General features: G+C 71.2%; 18 protein-coding genes. 4 read left to right on the top strand and 14 right to left on the bottom strand.

Going from position 1 to position 20339, the window contains the following annotated elements:
- Window positions 1-159: 159 nt before the first annotated feature.
- The 7 genes from truB to rimP form a co-directional block, all read right to left on the bottom strand.
- Window positions 160-1074, bottom strand: a complete 915-nt coding sequence (truB, locus tag STRBO_RS0109415; protein WP_005479663.1) for a tRNA pseudouridine(55) synthase TruB — start codon at window positions 1072-1074, stop codon at window positions 160-162.
- On the bottom strand, window positions 1071-1517 hold the full coding sequence (gene rbfA, locus STRBO_RS0109410; protein WP_005479664.1) for a 30S ribosome-binding factor RbfA: 447 nt from the start codon (window positions 1515-1517) through the stop codon (window positions 1071-1073). The genes truB and rbfA overlap by 4 nt, the downstream gene beginning before the upstream one ends.
- A gap of 60 nt (window positions 1518-1577) precedes the next feature.
- On the bottom strand, window positions 1578-1871 hold the full coding sequence (locus STRBO_RS0109405; protein WP_005479665.1) for a DUF503 domain-containing protein: 294 nt from the start codon (window positions 1869-1871) through the stop codon (window positions 1578-1580).
- A gap of 195 nt (window positions 1872-2066) precedes the next feature.
- Window positions 2067-5222 (bottom strand): translation initiation factor IF-2, encoded by a 3156-nt coding sequence (gene infB / locus STRBO_RS41445; RefSeq protein ID WP_005479668.1) that lies wholly within the window; start codon window positions 5220-5222, stop codon window positions 2067-2069.
- A gap of 147 nt (window positions 5223-5369) precedes the next feature.
- The gene (locus STRBO_RS41440) at window positions 5370-5666 is read right to left on the bottom strand and encodes a YlxR family protein (protein ID WP_167336820.1); all 297 of its coding nucleotides are present in this window, start codon (window positions 5664-5666) and stop codon (window positions 5370-5372) included.
- Window positions 5667-5813: 147 nt separating this feature from the next.
- A complete protein-coding gene (nusA, locus tag STRBO_RS0109390) occupies window positions 5814-6800 on the bottom strand; it encodes a transcription termination factor NusA (protein ID WP_005479672.1) in 987 nt (328 codons plus the stop codon).
- A 2-nt stretch (window positions 6801-6802) separates the two neighbouring features.
- Entirely contained in the window at window positions 6803-7312 is a 510-nt protein-coding gene (rimP, locus tag STRBO_RS0109385; RefSeq protein WP_005479673.1) for a ribosome maturation factor RimP, read from the bottom strand.
- Window positions 7313-7620: 308 nt separating this feature from the next.
- Between rimP and STRBO_RS0109380 the strand changes: the two genes are divergently transcribed.
- Genes STRBO_RS0109380 through STRBO_RS0109370 form a run of 3 tightly spaced genes read left to right on the top strand, consistent with a single transcriptional unit; the run spans window position 7621 to window position 9546 of the window.
- Window positions 7621-8133 carry a hypothetical protein gene (locus STRBO_RS0109380; RefSeq protein WP_005479674.1) on the top strand — a complete coding sequence of 171 codons (513 nt, stop codon included), beginning with the start codon at window positions 7621-7623 and terminating at the stop codon, window positions 8131-8133.
- The gene (locus STRBO_RS0109375; protein WP_005479675.1) at window positions 8130-8585 is read left to right on the top strand and encodes a ferritin-like domain-containing protein; all 456 of its coding nucleotides are present in this window, start codon (window positions 8130-8132) and stop codon (window positions 8583-8585) included. The genes STRBO_RS0109380 and STRBO_RS0109375 overlap by 4 nt, the downstream gene beginning before the upstream one ends.
- A 28-nt stretch (window positions 8586-8613) precedes the next feature.
- Window positions 8614-9546: an aminoglycoside phosphotransferase family protein gene (locus STRBO_RS0109370; protein ID WP_005479676.1), complete on the top strand. Its 933-nt coding sequence runs from the start codon at window positions 8614-8616 to the stop codon at window positions 9544-9546.
- A 166-nt stretch (window positions 9547-9712) separates the two neighbouring features.
- Here STRBO_RS0109370 and STRBO_RS0109365 read toward each other — a convergent pair whose 3' ends face one another.
- From STRBO_RS0109365 to dxr, 6 genes are all read right to left on the bottom strand, one after another.
- The gene (locus STRBO_RS0109365; RefSeq protein WP_005479677.1) at window positions 9713-11419 is read right to left on the bottom strand and encodes a proline--tRNA ligase; all 1707 of its coding nucleotides are present in this window, start codon (window positions 11417-11419) and stop codon (window positions 9713-9715) included.
- A 90-nt stretch (window positions 11420-11509) separates the two neighbouring features.
- The gene (locus STRBO_RS0109360) at window positions 11510-12040 is read right to left on the bottom strand and encodes a GNAT family N-acetyltransferase (protein ID WP_005479678.1); all 531 of its coding nucleotides are present in this window, start codon (window positions 12038-12040) and stop codon (window positions 11510-11512) included.
- 121 nt (window positions 12041-12161) lie between these two features.
- On the bottom strand, window positions 12162-13016 hold the full coding sequence (locus tag STRBO_RS0109355; RefSeq protein WP_020114100.1) for a GNAT family N-acetyltransferase: 855 nt from the start codon (window positions 13014-13016) through the stop codon (window positions 12162-12164).
- A gap of 232 nt (window positions 13017-13248) precedes the next feature.
- On the bottom strand, window positions 13249-14385 hold the full coding sequence (ispG, locus tag STRBO_RS0109350) for a flavodoxin-dependent (E)-4-hydroxy-3-methylbut-2-enyl-diphosphate synthase (RefSeq protein ID WP_005479680.1): 1137 nt from the start codon (window positions 14383-14385) through the stop codon (window positions 13249-13251).
- Between the two features lie 284 nt (window positions 14386-14669).
- Complete coding sequence (locus STRBO_RS0109345) at window positions 14670-15974, bottom strand: M50 family metallopeptidase (RefSeq protein WP_005479681.1); 1305 nt, start codon at window positions 15972-15974, stop codon at window positions 14670-14672.
- Window positions 15971-17254: a 1-deoxy-D-xylulose-5-phosphate reductoisomerase gene (gene dxr, locus STRBO_RS0109340; RefSeq protein WP_005479683.1), complete on the bottom strand. Its 1284-nt coding sequence runs from the start codon at window positions 17252-17254 to the stop codon at window positions 15971-15973. Before dxr ends, STRBO_RS0109345 begins: the two co-directional genes overlap by 4 nt.
- Window positions 17255-17454: 200 nt before the next feature.
- Here dxr and STRBO_RS0109335 point away from each other — a divergent pair, with 200 nt between their 5' ends.
- Entirely contained in the window at window positions 17455-17910 is a 456-nt protein-coding gene (locus STRBO_RS0109335; RefSeq protein ID WP_005479685.1) for a lamin tail domain-containing protein, read from the top strand.
- Between the two features lie 96 nt (window positions 17911-18006).
- Here STRBO_RS0109335 and STRBO_RS0109330 read toward each other — a convergent pair whose 3' ends face one another.
- Window positions 18007-19947, bottom strand: a complete 1941-nt coding sequence (locus tag STRBO_RS0109330) for an acyl-CoA dehydrogenase family protein (protein WP_005479686.1) — start codon at window positions 19945-19947, stop codon at window positions 18007-18009.
- Between the last annotated feature and the right edge of the window lie 392 nt (window positions 19948-20339).

The raw sequence follows: 20339 nt of genomic DNA, 5'->3' as shown, positions 1-20339 counted from the left end.
GAGCGCCTGCACGAAGGGGTGAATAGCCCCGGGCAGATGGATACACCTCTGGGTGGGGGAACCGAGGGGGGAACGTGGAGCGGCGGGAACAGCAGTCCCCGTGACCGCCGCTCCACGCTCGGCTCAGGCAGAAGCCGGCACCCCTCGGGGTGCCGTCCCTCAGCCGAAGACGGCCAGGCTCTTGGCCTTGCCCTTCTGGCTCTCCACCAGGGCCAGGAAGCGGCCGGCGGGGTCGAAGACGGCGACGGCACCGCGCTCGGCGTACTCCTCGGGCATCTCCAGCCGCACCCCGTTCAGCAGCAGCCCCGCCCGCCTGTCGTCCACGTCCCAGCGGGGGAACGCGGCGCCGGCGGCCTCGGCGACCGGCATCACGGTCAGCTCCTGCTGGAGCTGGTCGAGCGTCCGCGCGGAGTCCAGCTTGTACGGCCCCACGCGGGTGCGGCGCAGCGCGGTGAGGTGGCCGCCGACACCGAGCCCGGCGCCCAGGTCGCGGGCGAGGGCGCGGATGTACGTCCCGGAGGAGCACACCACCGACACCACGAGGTCGAGCACCGGGGTGCCGTCCTCGGCGACGGCGTCCCGGACGTCGTACACGGCGAAGGAGGAGACGGTGACGGGCCGGGCGGGAATCTCGAAGTCCTCGCCGTCCCGGGCCCGCTTGTAGGACCGCACGCCGTCGATCTTGATGGCGCTGACCTTGGACGGCACCTGCATGATGCGTCCGGTCAGCTCCGCGACTCCGGCGTCGACGGCTTCGCGGGTGACCTTCGACGCGTCGACCGACGCCGTGATCTCGCCCTCGGCGTCGTCGGTGACCGTCGTCTGCCCGAGCCGGACCGTCCCGAGGTACTCCTTCTCGGTGAGTGCGAGGTGACCGAGCAGCTTGGTCGCCCTCTCCACCCCCAGGACGAGCACCCCGGTGGCCATGGGGTCGAGCGTCCCCGCGTGCCCGACCCGCCGGGTCCGGGCGATGCCGCGCATCTTGGCGACGACGTCGTGCGACGTGAAGCCCGACGGCTTGTCGACGATGACAAGGCCGTCGGGCGTGGTGTTCTTCTGGCGCTGCTCGGTCATTCGGCGGCGTCGTCCTCGTCGTCTTCCGGCTTGCGGTACGGGTCGGCCTCACCGGCGTACTTCGCGCCCGACGCGGTCTCGCGCACCTGGGCGTCCGAGGCGCGCGCCTTGTCGAGGAGGTCGTCGATGGTCTTGGCGGTGTCCGGGAGGGCGTCGGCCACGAAGGTGAGGGACGGCGTGAACTTCACACCGGCCGCACGGCCGACCTCGGAGCGGAGGATGCCCTTGGCGCTCTCCAGCCCCGCGGCGGCGGCCGCCCGCTCCTCGTCGTCCCCGTACACCGTGTAGAAGACGGTCGCCTCCCGCAGGTCGCCGGTCACCCGGGTGTCCGTGATGGTGACGTGGGAGCCGAGCCGCGGGTCCTTGATCCCGCGCAGCAGCTTCTGGGCCACCACCTCTCGGATGAGGTCCGCCAGCCTCTTGGCACGCGCGTTGTCGGCCACTGGTCCGTCTCCTAGCTCGTTCTGCGTTACTGCTGGTTCTTGAATGGTCTCTGCGACCGGTCAGTCGTCGTCACCGTGCAACCGCCGTCTGACCGAGAGCAGTTCGATCTCGGGACGCCCCGCGACCAGCCGCTCGCACCGGTCGAGTACGTCGGTCAGGTGCCCCGTGTCACCCGACACCACCGCCAGCCCGATCACGGCCCGGCGGTGCAGATCCATATGGTCGACCTCCGCCACGCTCACCGCGAACCTGCGGTGCAGCTCGGCCACGATCGGGCGGACGACGGAGCGCTTCTCCTTCAGCGACCGTACGTCGCCGAGCAGGAGGTCGAAGGACAGAGTCCCCACGTACATGTGTGTCCGGTTCACCCGCCGGTACGGGATAGACGGCCCGGCCGCATCGCGGGCGGGAACATCAGAACCGTACATCGAAAGGCGCGGACCCTCGACGGGATTGTTCGTGGGGGCCCGAGGGGGCGAAGCCCCCCGGAACGGCCACACCGGCCGGGGGTGAACAGGTCACCCCCGGCCGGCATGGACCACCGCTGATTACGACCGCGGCTTCTCGCGCATCTCGTACGTCGCGATGACGTCGTCGATCTTGATGTCGTTGAAGTTGCCGAGGTTGATACCGCCCTCGAACCCTTCGCGGATCTCGGTGACGTCGTCCTTGAAGCGACGCAGACCGGAGATGGTGAGGTTCTCCGCGATGACCTTGCCGTCGCGGACGAGTCGAGCCTTCGTGTTGCGCTTGACCTCGCCCGAGCGGACCAGGACACCGGCGATGTTGCCCAGCTTGGACGACTTGAAGACCTCGCGGATCTCCGCCGTGCCGAGCTCGACCTCCTCGTACTCCGGCTTGAGCATGCCCTTGAGGGCCGCCTCGATCTCCTCGATGGCCTGGTAGATCACCGAGTAGTACCGGACGTCGACGCCCTCGCGCTCCGCCATCTGCTGTGCGCGGCCCGCGGCGCGGACGTTGAAGCCGATGACGATGGCGTCGGAGCCGGTCGCCAGGTCGATGTCCGACTCGGTGACCGCACCCACGCCGCGGTGCAGGACGCGGATGTCGACCTCTTCGCCGACGTCGAGCTGGAGCAGCGAGGACTCGAGGGCCTCCACCGAACCGGACGCGTCGCCCTTGATGATGAGGTTGAGTTCCTGCACCAGACCGGCCTTGAGGGCCTCGTCCAGGTTCTCCAGGGAGAACCGGACACCCCGTCGGGCGAAGTTGGCGTTCCGCTCGCGGGCGGCACGCTTCTCGGCGATCTGACGGGCGGTACGGTCCTCGTCGACGACGAGGAAGTTGTCGCCGGCGCCGGGAACGTTGGTGAGACCGAGGACGAGGACGGGGGTCGAGGGACCCGCTTCCTCGACGTTGTTGCCGTTGTCGTCGAGCATCGCCCGGACTCGGCCGTACGCGTCGCCGACCACCATCGTGTCGCCGATGCGCAGCGTGCCGCGCTGGACGAGGACGGTGGAGACGGCACCGCGGCCGCGGTCGAGGTGGGACTCGATCGCGATGCCCTGCGCGTCCTGCTCCGGGTTGGCCCGCAGGTCGAGCGAGGCGTCCGCGGTCAGGACCACGGCCTCCAGCAGGGCGTCGATGTTCAGCCCCTGCTTGGCGGAGATGTCGACGAACATCGTGTCGCCGCCGTACTCCTCGGCCACCAGACCGAACTCGGTGAGCTGACCGCGCACCTTGGTCGGGTCGGCGCCCTCGACGTCGATCTTGTTGACCGCGACCACGATCGGCACGTCGGCCGCCTTGGCGTGGTTCAGCGCCTCGATCGTCTGGGGCATCACACCGTCGTTGGCCGCCACCACGAGGATCGCGATGTCGGTCGACTTCGCACCACGGGCACGCATGGCGGTGAACGCCTCGTGACCCGGGGTGTCGATGAAGGTGATCCTGCGCTCTTCGTCGTTGACCTGGGTCGCGACCTGGTACGCGCCGATGTGCTGCGTGATACCGCCGGCCTCGCCCGCGACGACGTTCGTCTTGCGGATGGTGTCCAGCAGTCGGGTCTTACCGTGGTCGACGTGACCCATGACGGTCACGACCGGCGGACGCGGGACGAGGAACTCCTCGCCGCCCTCGTCCTCGCCGAACTCGATGTCGAAGGACTCGAGCAGCTCGCGGTCCTCCTCCTCCGGGCTGACGATCTCGACGACGTAGTTCATCTCGCCGGCGAGCAGCTGGAGGGTCTCGTCGGAGACGGACTGCGTGGCGGTGACCATCTCGCCGAGGTTCATCATCACCGCGACGAGCGACGCCGGGTTGGCGCCGATCTTCTCGGCGAAGTCGGTGAGCGACGCACCGCGCGACAGGCGGACGGACTGTCCGTTGCCGCGAGGCAGCATCACGCCGCCGACCGACGGGGCCTGCATGGCCTCGTACTCCTGACGCCTCTGCCGCTTCGACTTGCGACCACGACGCGCGGGACCACCGGGACGGCCGAAGGCGCCCTGCGTGCCACCACGGGCACCCGGACCACCGGGACGACCACCGAAGCCGGGACGACCGCCGCCGCCACCGGGACCACCGGGACGACCGGCGAAACCGCCACCGCCACCGGCACCACCGGGACCGCCCGGACGGCCGGCGAAGCCGCCGCCGCCACCACCGGGACGACCGGCGAAGCCGCCGCCGCCACCGGGACGACCGCCGCCGCCACCACCGGGACCACCGGGACGACCGCCGCCACCACCGGGACCGCGGCCGCCGGGGCCACCGCCGCCGGGACGCGGGCCGGCAGCCGGACGCTGCGGCATCATGCCGGGGTTCGGACGGTTGCCGCCGGGGCCGCCGCCGGGACGGGGCGCCTGCGGACGGGGCATGCCGCCCGGAGTGGGACGGGCACCGCCCGGACCGCCCTGGGGACGCGGAGCGCCACCGGGACCGCCCTGCGGACGGGGAGCCTGGCCGGGAGTCTGCGGACGCGGACCGCCGCCCTGGGCGCCACCGGGGCCGCCGGGACGCGGCGCGCCGCCCGGACGGGGCGCCTGCGGGCGTCCCATGCCGGTCGAACCACCGGAGGTGAAGGGGTTGTTGCCCGGACGCGGACCGGCCGGACGGGCACCGCCCGGCTTGGGCGCGCCGGCGCCACCGGGGCGCTCGGAACGCTGGCCGCCGGGACGCTGACCCTGACCGCGGTCACCACGGTCCTGACGCTCCTGGCCGGGACCACCCGGACGCTGACCACCGGGACGCGGCGCCGCCGGACCGGGACGGGCGCCCGGACGCGGAGCGGACGGGGCGGACGCGGCGGGGGCGGCAGGGGCGGCCGGAGCCGACGGGGGCGCCTGGAACTCGGGCACGCTCGGGGCCGGGGAGGCCGGAGCGGGCTTCGGCGTCGGCGGCTTGGGGCCGGGCAGCGGGCGCGGACCCGGAGCCGGAGCCGACGTGGCGGGCTTCTCCGCGGCGGGGGGCTTCGGCGCTGCCGGACCCGGGCGCGGGGCGGCCGGACGCGCGGCCTGCGCGGGAGAGGGGGCCGCCGGACGAGCCGGGGCGGCCTTGCGCGGCGCGGGCTTGCCGCCGCCGCTGCCCTGCTGGAGGGCGTCAGTCAGTTTGCGTACAACGGGCGCCTCGATCGTCGAGGACGCCGAACGGACGAATTCACCGAGCTCCTGGAGCTTGGCCATGACGACCTTGCTCTCAACCCCGAACTCCTTGGCGAGTTCGTATACCCGGACCTTAGCCACTTCGCTCCTTTTTAGGTCCGGGTGCGTCCGGACCGTCGCTACTTCATGGGCGTACTCATCGCGTGCTCATCGAGTGCTCATCGCAATCTCGACCTACTTCCAACTCGCGGGGTACCAGGGCCGCACGGAGGTTCCGTGCGACGCGTCTTACGGTGTTGCCTGGTCGGCAACTGTTGTCTGCTCCACGTATCGGCGCAACGCCTTTGTGTCGAGCGTTCCCGGGGCACGCAGCGCCCGCGTGAACGCCCGGCGGCGTACCGCCAGGTCGAGACAGACCTGGGCGGGGTGCAGATACGCACCCCGGCCGGGCAGCGTACCGCGATGATCGGGGACGCATTCGCCCTCGATCGCCACGACCCGCAGCAGTTCGGTCTTGGCCGATCGCCGCCTGCACCCCACACAGGTGCGTTCAGGGCATGCGCGGGCGTGCGTCCGGCCAGACACTGCTAAGTCTACCTCCCCGCACCGACCTCACCCCTTGGGGGCAAAAATCGAACGGTTGTTGTCGTGATCCAAACGACATGCGGCTTGGATCTGTTCCCCGGCCCCGGGGTGTTCCCGGGTGACCCGTTCGGACGTCCGATCGGGTGATTACTCCGACGGCTGCTCGGTGTCCGGCCGGATGTCGATCCGCCAGCCGGTGAGACGGGCGGCGAGGCGGGCGTTCTGGCCCTCCTTGCCGATCGCCAGCGACAGCTGGTAGTCGGGCACCGTCACCCGCGCGGAGCGGGCCGCGAGGTCCACCACCTCGACCTTGGAGACCCGGGCCGGGGAGAGCGCGTTCGCCACCATCTCCGCCGGGTCGTCCGACCAGTCGACGATGTCGATCTTCTCGCCGTTCAGCTCGCCCATGACGTTGCGCACCCGGCCGCCCATCGGGCCGATGCAGGCGCCCTTGGCGTTCAGGCCGCTGCGGGTGGAGCGGACGGCGATCTTCGTGCGGTGACCGGCCTCGCGGGCGATGGCGGCGATCTCGACGGACCCGTCGGCGATCTCCGGCACCTCCAGCGCGAAGAGCTTCTTCACCAGGCTGGGGTGGGTGCGGGAGAGCGTCACGGAGGGACCGCGCACACCCTTCGCCACCCGCACGACGTACGACCGCAGCCGCATGCCGTGCTGGTACGTCTCGCCCGGGACCTGTTCCTGCACCGGCAGGATGGCCTCCAGCTTGCCGATGTCGACGAGGACGTTCTTCGGGTCGCGGCCCTGCTGGACCACGCCGGTGACGATGTCGCCCTCGCGCCCCGCGTACTCGCCGAGCGTCGCGTCGTCCTCCGCGTCCCGCAGCCGCTGCAGGATCACCTGTTTGGCGGTGGTGGCGGCGATGCGCCCGAAGTCCGACGGGGTGTCGTCGAACGCGCGCGCCTCCTGCCCCTCCTCCAGGTCCTGAGGGTCCTCCTTCGCCCACACGGTCACATGGCCGGTCTCCCGGTTGAGCTCCACGCGCGCGTGACGGCGGCTTCCCTCGGTGCGGTGGTAGGCGATGAGGAGGGCCGCCTCGATCGCCTCGACGAGCAGGTCGAAGGAGATCTCCTTCTCCCGTACCAAGCCCCGCAGGGCGCTCATGTCGATGTCCACGGCTACGCCTCCTCCTCTTCCGTCATGTCCTTCTTGTCCTTGCGGTTGAACTCGACCTGGACGCGGGCCTTGTCGATCTCGTCGAAGGCGAGCCGGCGGGTGGTGGCCTTGCGGCCCTTCACGCCGGGTACTTCGAGGTCGAGGCCGTCGTCGTCCACGGTCAGGATTCTGGCGATCAGTTCCCCGTCCTCGCGGAGCGTGAACTTCACCAGCCGGTCCACGGCACGCCGGTAGTGGCGGTGCTCGGTGAGAGCGCGCTCGGCGCCCGGCGTCCCGACCTCCAGGGTGTACTCCGACTGGCCCATCGCGTCCGTCTCGTCCAGCGTGGCCGAGAGCGCGCGGCTGACGTCGGCGACCGCGTCCAGATCCGCGCCCTCGTCCGAGTCGACGACCACGCGCAGCACCCGCTTGCGTCCGACCGAGTCCACTGCGATCTCTTCGAGATCGAGGCCCTGGGAGCGTACGAGCGGTTCCAGCAGTTCTCGCAGCCTCTCGCTCTGGGTGGTGCTCATCCGGGTGACTCCTCGGCCGCGTGTGCTGTTGTGGGTAGGGCGCGTGTCAGGTCAAAGGGTAGCCGCTCCACTGGGGTGTTGCCGTCCGCCTCCGGCCCCGGGCGGTGGCCGCGGAAGGGCGGGCGCGGGTGCGGTGCGGCCCGCCGCGCGGTTCCCCGTCCCCCTTTGGGGCGCGCTGGTGGCGGCCTTGGATCACATGCGCGGGTACCGTGATCGCACCGCTTCTTTGTTCGTACGACCTCCCTAGGACGTCTGCTGTGTCGTTCAGCCTGCCGTCGCGTGCCCTGTCGGGGCCGCGCAGAAGGAGTTTGCTCGTCGGGGCCGCCGGTGCGGGCCTGCTCGTGGGGTGCTCGTCCGGAGGTGAGGGGTCGGACGTCGCCGGGGGCGGTCCGTCGGCCGTGGAGCGGGCACGCGCGCGTGTCGCCCGGGACAGCGAGGCGCTCGTCGAGCGGTACGACGCCGTCGTCGCCGCGCATCCCGGTCTGGCGGCGCTGCTGACACCGCTGCGGGCGGAGGTCGTACGGCACGCCAAGGCGTTCGGGGGCGGAAAGGCGGCGGGTGCCGGGAAGACGGGCACGGACAAGGCCTCCGCTTCTCCGTCCGCCTCTGCTTCCGGCTCGCCCTCCGCGCCGGCGTCCCCCTCACCCGTGCCCGAGAACCCCGGGGCCGCCCTCGCCGGGCTGGCCGCCGCCGAGCGGAAGCTCGCCGACCGGCGGGCCAAGGCGCTGCTGGAGGTACCGGGCGAGGTGGCGCGGCTGATGGCTTCCGTGGCGGCGGCGGGGGCCGGGCACGCGTACATGCTGACGGAGGGTGCGAAGTGAGCGACGGGGAGCTGAAGGCGGTCCAGGCGGCGCTCGGGGCCGAGCACGCGGCGGTGTACGGGTACGGCGTCGTCGGCGGGAAGATCGGTGAGGCGCGGCAGAGCGAGGCGCGGAAGGACTACGACGCGCACCGGGCCCGCCGGGACCAGCTCATCCGGGCGGTGCGGGACCTGGGCGGCGAGCCCGCCGTGGCGGCGGCCGGATACGCGCTGCCCTTCCAGGTGACCGATTCCGGCTCCGCCGAACGGCTCGCCGCCGAGCTGGAGGAGCGGGTGGCCGGTGTGTACTCCGACCTCGTGCGGGCATCCGAGGGTGACCGGCGGAGCGCCGCAGCCGAGGCACTGCGGGAAGCGGCGGTGCGGGCGGTGCGGTGGCGGGGCGCGAGCGTAGCCTTCCCTGGTCTGGCCGAGCGGACGGCCGCCGCGGGTCCGTCGGCCGCACCGCACTCCTGATCACGGTCCGGAAGGGAACGACTCGCACATGGCGCGCAGGGCTTTCGAGGACTTCGAACCGCCGCAGCGGCTGGTGCGAGCGCTGGCCGAGACCCGGCGGCCGGACGGCGGCGACGGGATCGGCGCATGGCTGGAAAACCTCCCCGAGATGCTGCAACAGGCCGTCGATCTACGCGAGTTGACCGTCGAGCGGGTGCAGGCTCCCGGTGGCCGCAGCAGTCTCGTGGTCCTCGTACGGCTGATCGACGGCACCCCCGCCGTGCTCAAGGTGGCGCCCGAGCGGGCCCGGCCCAAGAGCGAGCGGGCGGCCCTCGCGCACTGGGACGGGCGGGGCGCGGTGCGGTTGCTCGACCCCGGGGACGGGCACGGTCTGCTGCTGCTGGAGCGGCTGCGTCCCGATCTGTCGGTGCGGTCGCTGCCCGAGGCGAAGGCGTTGCTGGAGGCGGCGGCGACCTTGCGGCGGCTGTGGGTCGAGCCGCCCGGGGCGCATGTCTTCGAGACCGTGGCGGGGCGGACGGGGCGGCAGGCCGAGCTGATGCGATCCGGCTCCGCCGGTGACGGGGAGACCGGCGCCCTGGTCGACGCGGCCCTCACCGTGCGGGCGGAGTTGCTCGCGGACGCGCCCGAGGAGCGGTTGCTGCACGGGACGTTCCGGCAGAGCAAGGTGCTGGCCGGGGAGCGGTTGCCGTGGCTGGCGGTGGGGCCGGACCCGGTGGTGGGTGAGTGTGCCTTCGATCTCGCCCGCCTGGTGCGGGATCGGGTGGAGGATCTGATCGCGTCGCCGTCGGGGGCGGCGATCACGCGGCGGCGGGTCAGGAAACTGGCCGAGTCGTTGGACGTGGATCAGGAGCGGCTGCGGGGGTGGACGCTGTTCCGGGCCGTGGAGTCCGGGGTACGGGCGCTGCGCGTGGGGCGGCCGAGGGACGCGGAGTTGCTGCTCGAGTTCGCCGGGTGGCTCTGAGCGGTTCGGACGGTGAGCCTGGCCGACCGCCGGGGCGCGTTCACCGGTCGTCAGGGCCGTTCCCCGGCCGGAGAGACGTTCTGTCACGCCCTGCCGGTCGGGGAACGGTCCGAAAGAACCTGTGGGGGACGTACGGGTCCCGCCCGCAGGATGCTCGGCGCGTCCTCTAGGCGGCGGTCAGGCGGGCGATCGCCTCGTCGACCGTCAGCTCCTCGCGCTCACCGGTGCGGCGGTCCTTCAGCTCCAGGACGCCCTCGGCGGAGCGGCGGCCGGCGACCAGGATCTTCGGCACACCGATCAGCTCGGAGTCGGTGAACTTCACACCCGGGGAGACACCGGCCCGGTCGTCGACCAGGACGCGGAGGCCGGCGGCCCGCAGCTTCTCGGAGACGTCGAGGGCCAGTTCGGTCTGGAGGGCCTTGCCCGCGGCGACCACGTGGACGTCGGCCGGAGCGACCTCGGCGGGCCAGCACAGGCCCTTGTCGTCGGCGGACTGCTCGGCGAGGGCGGCGACCGCGCGGGAGACGCCGATGCCGTACGAGCCCATGGTGACCCGGACGGGCTTGCCCTGCTGACCGAGGACGTCGAGCTTGAGGGCGTCGGCGTACTTGCGGCCCAGCTGGAAGATGTGGCCGATCTCGATGGCGCGGTCCAGCTTGAGGCCGGTGCCGCAGTTCGGGCAGGGGTCGCCCTCCTGGACGACCACGACGTCGACGTACGCGCCGACCTCGAAGTCACGGCCCGCGACGACGTTCTTCGCGTGGGTGCCCGGCTTGTTGGCGCCGGTGATCCAGGCGGTGCCCGGCGCGACGCGCGGGTCGGCGATGTAGGTGACCTTCTCGCCGAGGCCCTGCGGGCCGACGTAGCCGCGGACCAGGTCGGGGCGGCCCGCGAAGTCCGCCTCGGTGACCATCTCGACGACCGCCGGGGCGAAGTGCGCCTCGACCTTGCCCATGTCGACCTCGCGGTCGCCGGGGACACCGACGGCGACGATCTCGCCGTCGACCTTCACGAGGAGGTTCTTGAGGGTGGCGGAGGCCTCGACGCCCAGGTGGGCGGCGAGGGTCTCGATGGTCGGGGTGTCGGGCGTCGGGATCTCTTCGAGGGCGGCCACGCCCTCGGCGTCCACCGGCTTCAGCTCGAACGTGATCGCCTCGGTGTTGGCGGCGAAGTCGCAGGCGGGGCAGTCCGCGAAGGTGTCCTCGCCGGCTCCTGCCGGGGCCAGGAACTCCTCCGACTTGGAGCCGCCCATCGCGCCCGCCGTGGCGGCGCAGATGCGGTAGTCGAGACCCAGACGCTCGAACACCTTCTGGTACGCCTGGCGGTGCAGGGCGTACGACCGGGCGAGGCCCTCGTCCTCGGTGTCGAAGGAGTACGAGTCCTTCATCAGGAACTCACGGCCGCGCAGGATGCCGGCACGGGGGCGGGCCTCGTCGCGGAACTTCGTCTGGATCTGGTAGAGGATCACCGGCAGGTCCTTGTAGGAGGACGCCTGGTCCTTCACGATCAGCGTGAAGATCTCCTCGTGGGTGGGGCCGAGGAGGTAGTCGCCACCCTTGCGGTCCTTGAGACGGAACAGCTCGGGGCCGTACTCGTCCCAGCGGCCGGTCGCCTCGTAGGGCTCCTTCGGCAGCAGGGCGGGGAGCAGGACCTCCTGGGCGCCGATCGCGTCCATCTCCTCGCGGACGATGCGCTCCACGTTGGCGAGCACCTTCTTGCCGAGCGGCAGCCAGGTCCACACGCCGGCCGCCGTGCGGCGGACGTATCCGGCGCGGACGAGGAGCTTGTGGCTGAGCACCTCGGCGTCCGCCGGGTCGTCGCGCAGCGTCTTCGCCATCAACTGGGACATGCGCTGGACCGGTGGGTTCGCCATGATTCTCGTACTCCTGCTGCGGATCGGGTGATGCCAGGAGGTTAGCGGGGGTGGGCGGGCCCGTGGAAATCCACCGGTACGGGGACGGCGCTACCTGCGGCGCAGGGGCAGGGGGGCGCCCATCACCGCGTACGGCTTGGGGGCGCTGGGGAAGACGACCTGGCGGGCGAGGTCGGTGTAGCCGAGGGAGTGGTAGAGGCCGCGGGCCGGGCTGTCGACGTCGATCGCGGAGAGGATCGAGCGGGGTTCGGCCGCGCTGTCGGTGATGGTCGTGATGAGGGCCCGGCCGACGCCTCGATTCTGGTGGCGGGGGTGCACATGCAGTTCGGTGATCACGAACGAGTCGTCGAGCCAGTGGTCGTGGTGGACGGCGCGGAGGTAGGGCTCGACGACGGTGGACCACCAGTGGGCGCGGTCGTTGGGCATGCCGTAGACGAAGCCGACGAGCCGTCCGGCGGTGGTGACGCCGAGGGCACGGGCGCCGGGGTACGTCATGTGGCGCAGGACGATCTGGCGGCGGACCGCCACCTCCTCGGGGCCTAGCCCGAAGGCGATCGCTTGGACGGCCAGTGCCTCGTCTACGTGGGCGGAGAGGTCCAAGGGGCCGATGACGAGGTCCATGCGGGGACTGTACAGGGGGGTACCGATCGTGTGCCGGGTGAGGGCCGGATGTGGCTGGTCGCGCCCACGCGGCGGAGCCGCACAGCGATACAGCCCCGCGCCCCTTACGGGGCCCGGCTTCTCAGAACAGGACGCTCATGAACGCGCCGACCTCTTGGAAGCCCACCCGCTGGTACGTGCGCCGCGCCGCCGTGTTGAAGTCGTTGACGTACAGACTGACCAGGGGGGCGACGTCGGCCAGGGCGTAGCGGAGGACCGCTGCCATGCCGGGGGCGGCCAGGCCCTGGCCGCGGAACTCGGGGGCCACCCAGACACCCTGGATCTGGCAGGCGCGGGGCGTCGCCGCGCCGATCTCGGCCTTGAACAGGACGCGGCCGTCGGGGGCGAGGCGCGCGAAGGAGCGGCCGGAGCCCACGAGTTCGGCGACCCGCGCCTGGTAGAGGAGGCCGCCGTCGCCGGCCAGCGGGGAGACGCCGACCTCCTCGGTGAACATCGCGACGCACGCCGGCATGATCGCGTCCATCTCGTCCTTGCGGATGCGGCGGACGTACGGGTCGGGGACGACGTCGGCGGGGTCGGGGAGCCGGTCGGTGACCATCAGGGGCTGGTGGGAGCGGACCTCGCGGGCCGGGCCCCAGCTGGGTTCGAGCAACCGCCAGAGCTGGGCGGTGGGTTCGACGGGGCCGACGACCGAGGAGCAGCGGCGCCCGGCCCGGCGGGCGCGGTCGGCGAAGGCGCGCACGGCGCGGGGGGTGGCGCAGATGGGAACGAGGTTGGCACCGGCGTAGCAGAGGGAGGTGAGGGCACCGTCCTCGTACCAGCCCCACATCTCGCCGCCGAGCCGCCAGGGATCCAGGCCGGCGACCTGGACGCGGGACGTCACGAAGGCGTTCGCGACGGGGTCTCGGTTCAGGACGGCGAGTGCGGCGTCCAGGTCACTCGGTTCGAGGACCCTGGTGGTGGTCTGGGTCAACACGTGCGGGGGCCTCACCCTGGGGTCTGCGCTGGTCTTGGCACGATACCCTGCCGGGCTGTGCGGGGGCGCGCCGCGGCCGGGGCGCCTCATGGCTCGGTGGCTCCTGTGCGTCGGCGGGTGCGGGTGCGTCGTGGCTGGTCGCACCCACGCGGCGGAGCCGCACAGCGATACAGCCCCGCGCCCCCGGCGGGAGAAGGGCCTGCGGCCCTCACCCGCCAGGGGCGCCCGGTCCTCAGCCCGCTACCGCCACCGTCGGCTCGCCCGAGGTGATGCCGTCCGCCTCCATCTGCTCGGCGATCTTCATCGCCTCTTCGATGAGAGTCTCGACGATCTTGGACTCGGGGACGGTCTTGATGACCTCGCCCTTGACGAAGATCTGGCCCTTGCCGTTGCCGGAGGCGACGCCGAGGTCGGCCTCGCGGGCCTCGCCGGGGCCGTTGACGACACAGCCCATGACGGCGACGCGGAGGGGGACCTCCATACCGGTGAGGCCGGCGGTGACCTCTTCGGCGAGCTTGTAGACGTCGACCTGGGCGCGGCCGCAAGAAGGGCAGGAGACGATTTCGAGGCGGCGGGGCTTCAGGTTCAGCGACTCCAGGATCTGGTTGCCGACCTTGATCTCCTCGACCGGCGGGGCCGAGAGGGAGACGCGGATGGTGTCGCCGATGCCCTCGGAGAGCAGCGCGCCGAAGGCGACGGCCGACTTGATGGTGCCCTGGAAGGCGGGGCCGGCCTCGGTGACGCCGAGGTGGAGGGGGTAGTCGCACTGGGCGGCGAGCTGGCGGTAGGCGTTGACCATGACGACCGGGTCGTTGTGCTTGACCGAGATCTTGATGTCCCGGAAGCCGTGCTCCTCGAAGAGGGAGGCCTCCCAGAGGGCGGACTCGACCAGCGCCTCGGGGGTGGCCTTGCCGTACTTCTGCAGGAGGCGGCGGTCGAGGGAGCCGGCGTTGACGCCGATCCGGATCGGGGTGCCGTGGTCGTTCGCCGCCTGGGCGATCTCCTTGACCTTGTCGTCGAACTGCTTGATGTTGCCCGGGTTGACGCGGACGGCGGCGCAGCCGGCCTCGATCGCGGCGAAGACGTACTTCGGCTGGAAGTGGATGTCCGCGATCACCGGGATCTGCGACTTGCGGGCGATCACCGGGAGGGCGTCGGCGTCGTCCTGCGTGGGGCAGGCGACGCGGACGATCTGGCAGCCGGACGCCGTCAGCTCGGCGATCTGCTGCAGCGTGGCGCCGATGTCCGACGTACGCGTGGTGGTCATCGACTGGACCGACACCGGGGCGTCTCCACCGACCGCCACGGACCCGACCTGGATCTGCCGGCTCTTGCGGCGCTCGGCGAGCTTGGTCGGAACGGACGGCATGCCGAGAGAAATCGCAGTAGTCATCTGCTGTGCAACCCCAAGTTGTGGATCAGGATCGGGTCCCGGTACGCGCGGGCTCCGGGCTTCGAGATTACGGCACGGGCAGGGACCCCGGCACGCCCCCACCTCGAACGCACTCGGCGGGGGGACCCCCATCGTCCGTAAACCCACCCGTTGGGGATGCTCGCCGCGATGTTCGGGCACGGGTGACCGGCTCCGTTGCGCGAACGACGGCGGCCGGGCCCACCGCGTGGGTGTGCCCGGCCGCCGTGAACCGCGGGTGACTAGGAGATGCGCACCGGGTTCACGAGGTCCGCGATCAGCACGAGCAGCGTGAAGCAGACGAAGATGCCGGCCACCACGTACGCGACGGGCATCAGCTTGGCCACGTCGAACGGGCCGGGGTCGGGCCGGCGCAGCACCTTGGCCGTGTTCCGGCGCAGCGACTCCCACAGGGCGCCCGCGATGTGCCCGCCGTCGAGCGGGAGCAGCGGGAGCATGTTGAACAGGAACAGGGAGAGGTTGAAGCCGGCCAGCAGGATCAGGAAGCTGGCGAGCTGCTGGGTGGCGGGGATGTCCATGGTGAAGATCTCGCCGCCGACGCGGGCCGCGCCGACCACGCCCATGGGTGAGTCCGCCGCGCGCTCGCCGTCGCCGAAGGTGGCGTCCCACAGGGCGGGGACCTTGGCGGGCAGGGAGAGCAGGGACTCGACGCCGTTCTCCATCATGTCGCCCATGCGGTCGACGGACTGGCCGAAGGAGAGCGGGAGGATGTCGGCGGCGGGGGTGAAGCCGAGCCAGCCGGCGTACACGTACTTGTCCTTGACGTAGCCGCCCTGGCCGTCGGTCTGGCTGACCTGGTTCTTGATGAGGGTGGGGGTCAGGTCGACCTTCTCGCCGCCCCGGTCCACGGTGAGCGTGACCTGCTTGCCGGGGTTGTCGCGGATGTCGGCCTGCAGGGCGGACCAGTCCTCGACGGGGGTGCCGTCGAAGGCGACGATCCTGTCGCCGGGCTTCAGGCCCGCCGCCTTGGCGGGGGCCTCCTTGTCGCTGTCCTTGCACTTCGAGCGGTTCTCACTGGCGGAGATGACACAGTCCGAGACCTTGCTGACCGTGGTCGTCGAGGTCTGGGCGCCGAAGGTCATCATCACGCCGAGGAAGATCACGAAGGCCAGGATCAGGTTCATGAAGGGCCCGGCGAACATCACGATGACGCGCTTCCACGGCTTGCGCCGGTAGAAGAGACGGTCCTCGTCGCCGGGCTGGAGCTCCTCGAAGGAGGCCGCGCGGGCGTCCTCGATCATGACGCGCCACGGGGAGGTCGAGCGGCTCTCGATCCTGCCGTCCGGGCCGGGCGGGATCATGCCGATCATGCGGATGTAACCGCCGAGCGGGATCGCCTTGACGCCGTACTCGGTCTCGCCCTTCTTCTTCGACCAGATGGTCGGGCCGAAGCCCACCATGAACTGGGGCACGCGGACGCCGAAGAGTTTGGCGGTCGAGAAGTGGCCCAGCTCGTGCCACGCGATCGAGAACGCCAGGCCGATCACGAAGACCACTATGCCGAGGATGAACATCAGGGTCGTCATGCACGGGCCTCCGCGGTCGTCCGCTCGGTGGGTTTGCCGGTCGAGGTGGTCGAGGTGGTCAGTTCGCGGGCGCGGGCGCGCGCCCAGGTCTCCGCTTCGAGGACGTCCGCCACCGTCAGGGAAGTTCCCGAGGCGGGGGTGCCGTGCTCCGCCACCACCCGTGTGACGGTCTCCATGATCGCGTCGAACCGGAGACCTCCGTGCAGGAACGCGTCGACGCACTCCTCGTTCGCCGCATTGAACACCGCCGGGGCGGTGCCCGCGAGCTGCCCCACGTGGCGGGCGAGCCCGACCGACGGGAACGCGTCGTTGTCGAGGGGGAAGAACTCCCAGCTGGACGCCTTGGTCCAGTCGAAGGCGGGCGCGGCGTCCGGGACGCGCTGCGGCCAGCCGAGGCCGATGGCGATGGGCCCGCGCATGTCGGGGGGCGTCGCCTGGGCCATCGTCGATCCGTCCGTGAACTCAACCATCGAGTGGACATACGACTGAGGGTGCACGACGACCTCAATGCGGTCGAAGGGAATGTCGTAGAGGAGGTGCGCCTCGATCACCTCCAGGCCCTTGTTCACGAGGGTCGCGGAGTTCACGGTGATGACCGGACCCATGGCCCAGGTGGGGTGGGCGAGGGCGTCGGCGGGTGTCACGTCGGCCAGCTCGGCCTTCGTACGGCCCCGGAACGGGCCGCCGGAGGCGGTGACGACGAGCTTGCGCACGTCGGCCCGGGTGCCGGAGGCGAGGGCCTGGAAGAGGGCGGCGTGCTCGGAGTCGACCGGGATGATCTGGCCGGGCTTCGCCACCGCCTTCACCAGCGGGCCGCCGACGATGAGCGACTCCTTGTTGGCGAGCGCGAGGGTGCGGCCCGCCTCCAGGGCGGCGAGGGTCGGGGCGAGGCCGATGGAGCCGGTGATGCCGTTCAGCACGGTGTGGCAGTCGGAGGACGCCAGGGCTGTGGCCGCGTCCGGGCCGGCCAGGATCTCGGGGAGGGTCTCCCCGGCGCCGTAGGCGGCGGCCAGGGCCTCGCGCAGTGCCGGTACGACGTCCTCGCGGGCGACGGCGACGGTCCGCACACGCAGCCGGTGGGCCTGTTCGGCCAGCAGCTGCACCCGCCCTCCGGCGGCCGAGAGCCCGGTGACGCGGAAGCGGTCCGGGTTGCGCAGGACGAGGTCGATGGCCTGGGTGCCGATCGAGCCGGTCGATCCGAGGATCACTACGTCCCGTGCGCCGTCGACCGGGTCGAAGACGAGATGCGGATCGGCGAGAGGGGCTGGACTGTCGCTCATCCCCCCATTGTGGCCGCATCCGGCGTCCGGCAGGACCGCGCGCCCCCTTGATGACCCACTTCGTGCCGTGTGCGGTTGACGAGCGCATTTCTCCGTTTGTGAAGCACGTGTGAAGGCGGGGTGATATGACTTCTCCCTTGCTGATCCGATTGTCGTATCAGCCGATCATGAACGTATGAACACGGATCCTGGGGGGATTCATGCGCAAGCGCATACGCGCCGCCGTGCCCGCGCTCGCCGGAGCGGTGGCCCTGACCGGCACCCTGCTGAGCAGCCCGGCGGAGGCCGCCGGGAGTGTGGTCATCCACCGCGTGTACTTCGACAGCCCGGGCAAGGACACGCGGACCAACGCGCAGTACAACGCCGAGTGGGTGCAGATCAAGAACACGAGCTCGTCGGCGATCTCGCTGAAGGGCTGGGTGCTGAAGGACCTCGACAACCACAAGTACACGTTCCCGAACATCAAGATCGGGGCGAAGAAGTACATCAAGATCCGCACCGGGTCGGGTACGGACACCACCGCGACCAAGTACCAGAACCGCAAGGCCTATGTCTGGAACAACACCAGCGACACGGCGAAGCTGCTGAAGGCGAGCGGGGCGAAGGCGGACTCCTGCTCGTGGACCACGCGCGACGCCGGCGACAAGTACTGCTAGTCGCCGCGGGGGAAGGTCGTTCGTAGGCCGCGGGTCCGCCGTGGCCGGTCGCGCGATTCCCCGCGCCCCTGGAACGGGGCGCGGGGAGTGCCGAGGTCAGCGGATGCGACGGTGGACGTTCTCCTTCTCGCTCGGGCCCGCAGTCGCGTCCGCGATCCAGGGGCCCTCGCCGGAGGGGTCGATCACGCCCTGCTCCAGCCACTCGTAGGCACCGCCGAGGACGCCCTTGACCACCTTGCGGTCGAGGTCGTCGGTGTTGCTCCACAGGCGGCCGAAGAGTTCCTCGACGCGGATGCGGGACTGGCGGCAGAAGACGTCGGCGAGCTGGTAGGCCTCACGGCCGTGGTCGCCCTGGCCGCGGAGCAGTTCGGCGCGGACGACGGCCGCGCTCATGGCGAAGAGTTCCGCGCCGATGTCGACGATCCGGCCCAGGAAGCCCTGCTTGGTCTCCATCCGGCCCTGCCAGCGGGACATGGCGTAGAAGGTGGAGCGGGCGAGCTTGCGGGCGTTGCGTTCGACGTAACGCAGGTGCGTGGAGAGGTCGGGGTGGCCCGCGGGATGGAAGTCGCCGTACGTGCGCGGGAGTTGACCCGGACCCGCGACCAGCTTGGGCAGCCACTTGGCGTAGAAGACGCCCGCGTTCGCGCCGGCCTTCGCCTTGTCGGAGAGGGACTTCTCCGGATCGATCAGGTCGCCGGCCACGGTGAGGTGGGCGTCGACGGCCTCGCGGGCGATCAGCAGGTGCATGATCTCCGTGGAGCCCTCGAAGATCCGGTTGATGCGCAGGTCGCGCAGGATCTGCTCGGCGGGGACGGCCCGTTCGCCGCGCGCCCGGAGGGAGTCGGCGGTCTCGAAGCCCCGGCCGCCGCGGATCTGGACCAGCTCGTCGGCGATCTTCCAGCCCATCTCGGAGGCGAAGAGTTTCGCGAGGGCGCCCTCGATACGGATGTCGTTGCGGTCCTCGTCGGCCATCTGCGAGGAGAGGTCCAGCACCGCTTCGAGGGCGAAGGTGGTGGCGGCGATGAAGGAGATCTTCTGCCCGACCGCCTCGTGGTGGGCGACCGGCTTGCCCCACTGCTCACGGGCCGCCGACCATTCGCGGGCGATCTTCAGACACCACTTGCCCGCGGCCACGCAGGACGCCGGGAGCGAGAGCCGGCCGGTGTTGAGGGTGGTGAGCGCGATCTTCAGGCCGGCGCCCTCGGGGCCGATGCGGTGGGCCGCGGGAACCCGGACCTGGTGCAGACGGGTGACGCCGTTCTCGATGCCGCGCAGACCCATGAAGGCGTTGCGGTTCTCGACGGTGACGCCGGGCGAGTCGGTCTCCACCACGAAGGCGGTGATACCGCCCTTGTGTCCGTCGGACTTCGGCACCCGCGCCATGACGACGAGGAGGTCGGCGACCACGCCGTTCGTCGTCCAGAGCTTCACGCCGTCGAGGAGGTAGTCGTCCCCGTCGGGCACCGCGGTGGTGGCGAGGCGGGCCGGGTCGGAGCCGACGTCCGGCTCGGTGAGGAGGAAGGCGCTGATGTCGGTGCGGGCGCAGCGCGGCAGGAACTTCTCCTTCTGTTCGGGGGTGCCGAACAGCTTCAGCGGCTGCGGTACGCCGATCGACTGATGCGCCGAGAGCAGGACGCCGATGGCCGGGCTGGCCGAGCCCACCAGGGCCAGCGCCTTGTTGTAGTACACCTGGGTGAGGCCGAGACCGCCGTACTTGGGGTCGATCTTCATGCCGAGGGCGCCGAGTTCCTTGAGGCCGTCGATGACCTCGTCGGGGATCCGGGCCTCGCGCTCGATCAGGGCGCCGTCGACCTTCGTCTCGCAGAAGGCGCGGAGCTTGGCCAGGAACTGCTCGCCGCGCCGGACGGCCTCGTCCGTGGGCAGCGGATGGGGGTGGATGAGGTCGAGGCGGAACCGGCCGAGGAACAGTTCCTTGGCGAAGCTGGGCTTGCGCCAGGCCTGCTCCCGGGCGGCCTCCGCCACCTGGCGGGCCTCACGTTCTGTGACGACGGGCTTCTTGAGGGGTGGGGCGGACATGAGGCTCACCTCGCCGCGAATCGGGATCTCGTACCGGATGGGTACCTGAATGGTTACCGATGGGTGCTACTCGATCGTTGGTACCCGATTCGGGATGAGCCCGCCACCCCTCGCGTGCCCGATCGGCCGCTTCCGCCGGCCCGCGCACGCCCCGGCGGCTCGCACCGGCCGGATGCGCCCGCGCGTGCGCGGTGCGGCCGCCCGGGCACGGCGACGAGTTCTAGACTGTGGCCGAGAGTGCCCTCAAGGGGCGCGGGGGACCGCGCGAGAACCCCACGGACCCGCGGCCGCACCCGACTCACCCCCACCACTCCCTCCCCTGTCCGGCGAATAATCGAAGCGCTTCGACAGCCTATGGACACCCATCCGGCGCCGAGCTACTGTCGTGCCAC

The sequence above is a fragment of the Streptomyces bottropensis ATCC 25435 genome (assembly GCF_000383595.1).
GTDB lineage: Bacteria > Actinomycetota > Actinomycetes > Streptomycetales > Streptomycetaceae > Streptomyces > Streptomyces bottropensis.
The sequence above is the reverse complement of the archived record's forward strand: the minus strand, read 5'-3'. Positions and strand labels throughout refer to the sequence as shown.

Excerpts from the sequence above, each read along its gene's own strand:
- truB (WP_005479663.1), bottom strand. The coding sequence starts at position 1,074 with ATGACCGAGCAGCGCCAGAAGAACACCACGCCCGACGGCCTTGTCATC.
- STRBO_RS0109405 (WP_005479665.1), bottom strand. The coding sequence starts at position 1,871 with ATGTACGTGGGGACTCTGTCCTTCGACCTCCTGCTCGGCGACGTACGG.
- rimP (WP_005479673.1), bottom strand. The coding sequence starts at position 7,312 with ATGAGCACCACCCAGAGCGAGAGGCTGCGAGAACTGCTGGAACCGCTC.
- STRBO_RS0109370 (WP_005479676.1), top strand. The coding sequence starts at position 8,614 with ATGGCGCGCAGGGCTTTCGAGGACTTCGAACCGCCGCAGCGGCTGGTG.
- STRBO_RS0109365 (WP_005479677.1), bottom strand. The coding sequence starts at position 11,419 with ATGGCGAACCCACCGGTCCAGCGCATGTCCCAGTTGATGGCGAAGACG.
- STRBO_RS0109360 (WP_005479678.1), bottom strand. The coding sequence starts at position 12,040 with ATGGACCTCGTCATCGGCCCCTTGGACCTCTCCGCCCACGTAGACGAG.
- ispG (WP_005479680.1), bottom strand. The coding sequence starts at position 14,385 with ATGCCGTCCGTTCCGACCAAGCTCGCCGAGCGCCGCAAGAGCCGGCAG.
- STRBO_RS0109345 (WP_005479681.1), bottom strand. The coding sequence starts at position 15,974 with ATGACGACCCTGATGTTCATCCTCGGCATAGTGGTCTTCGTGATCGGC.
- dxr (WP_005479683.1), bottom strand. The coding sequence starts at position 17,254 with ATGAGCGACAGTCCAGCCCCTCTCGCCGATCCGCATCTCGTCTTCGAC.
- STRBO_RS0109335 (WP_005479685.1), top strand. The coding sequence starts at position 17,455 with ATGCGCAAGCGCATACGCGCCGCCGTGCCCGCGCTCGCCGGAGCGGTG.
- STRBO_RS0109330 (WP_005479686.1), bottom strand. The coding sequence starts at position 19,947 with ATGTCCGCCCCACCCCTCAAGAAGCCCGTCGTCACAGAACGTGAGGCC.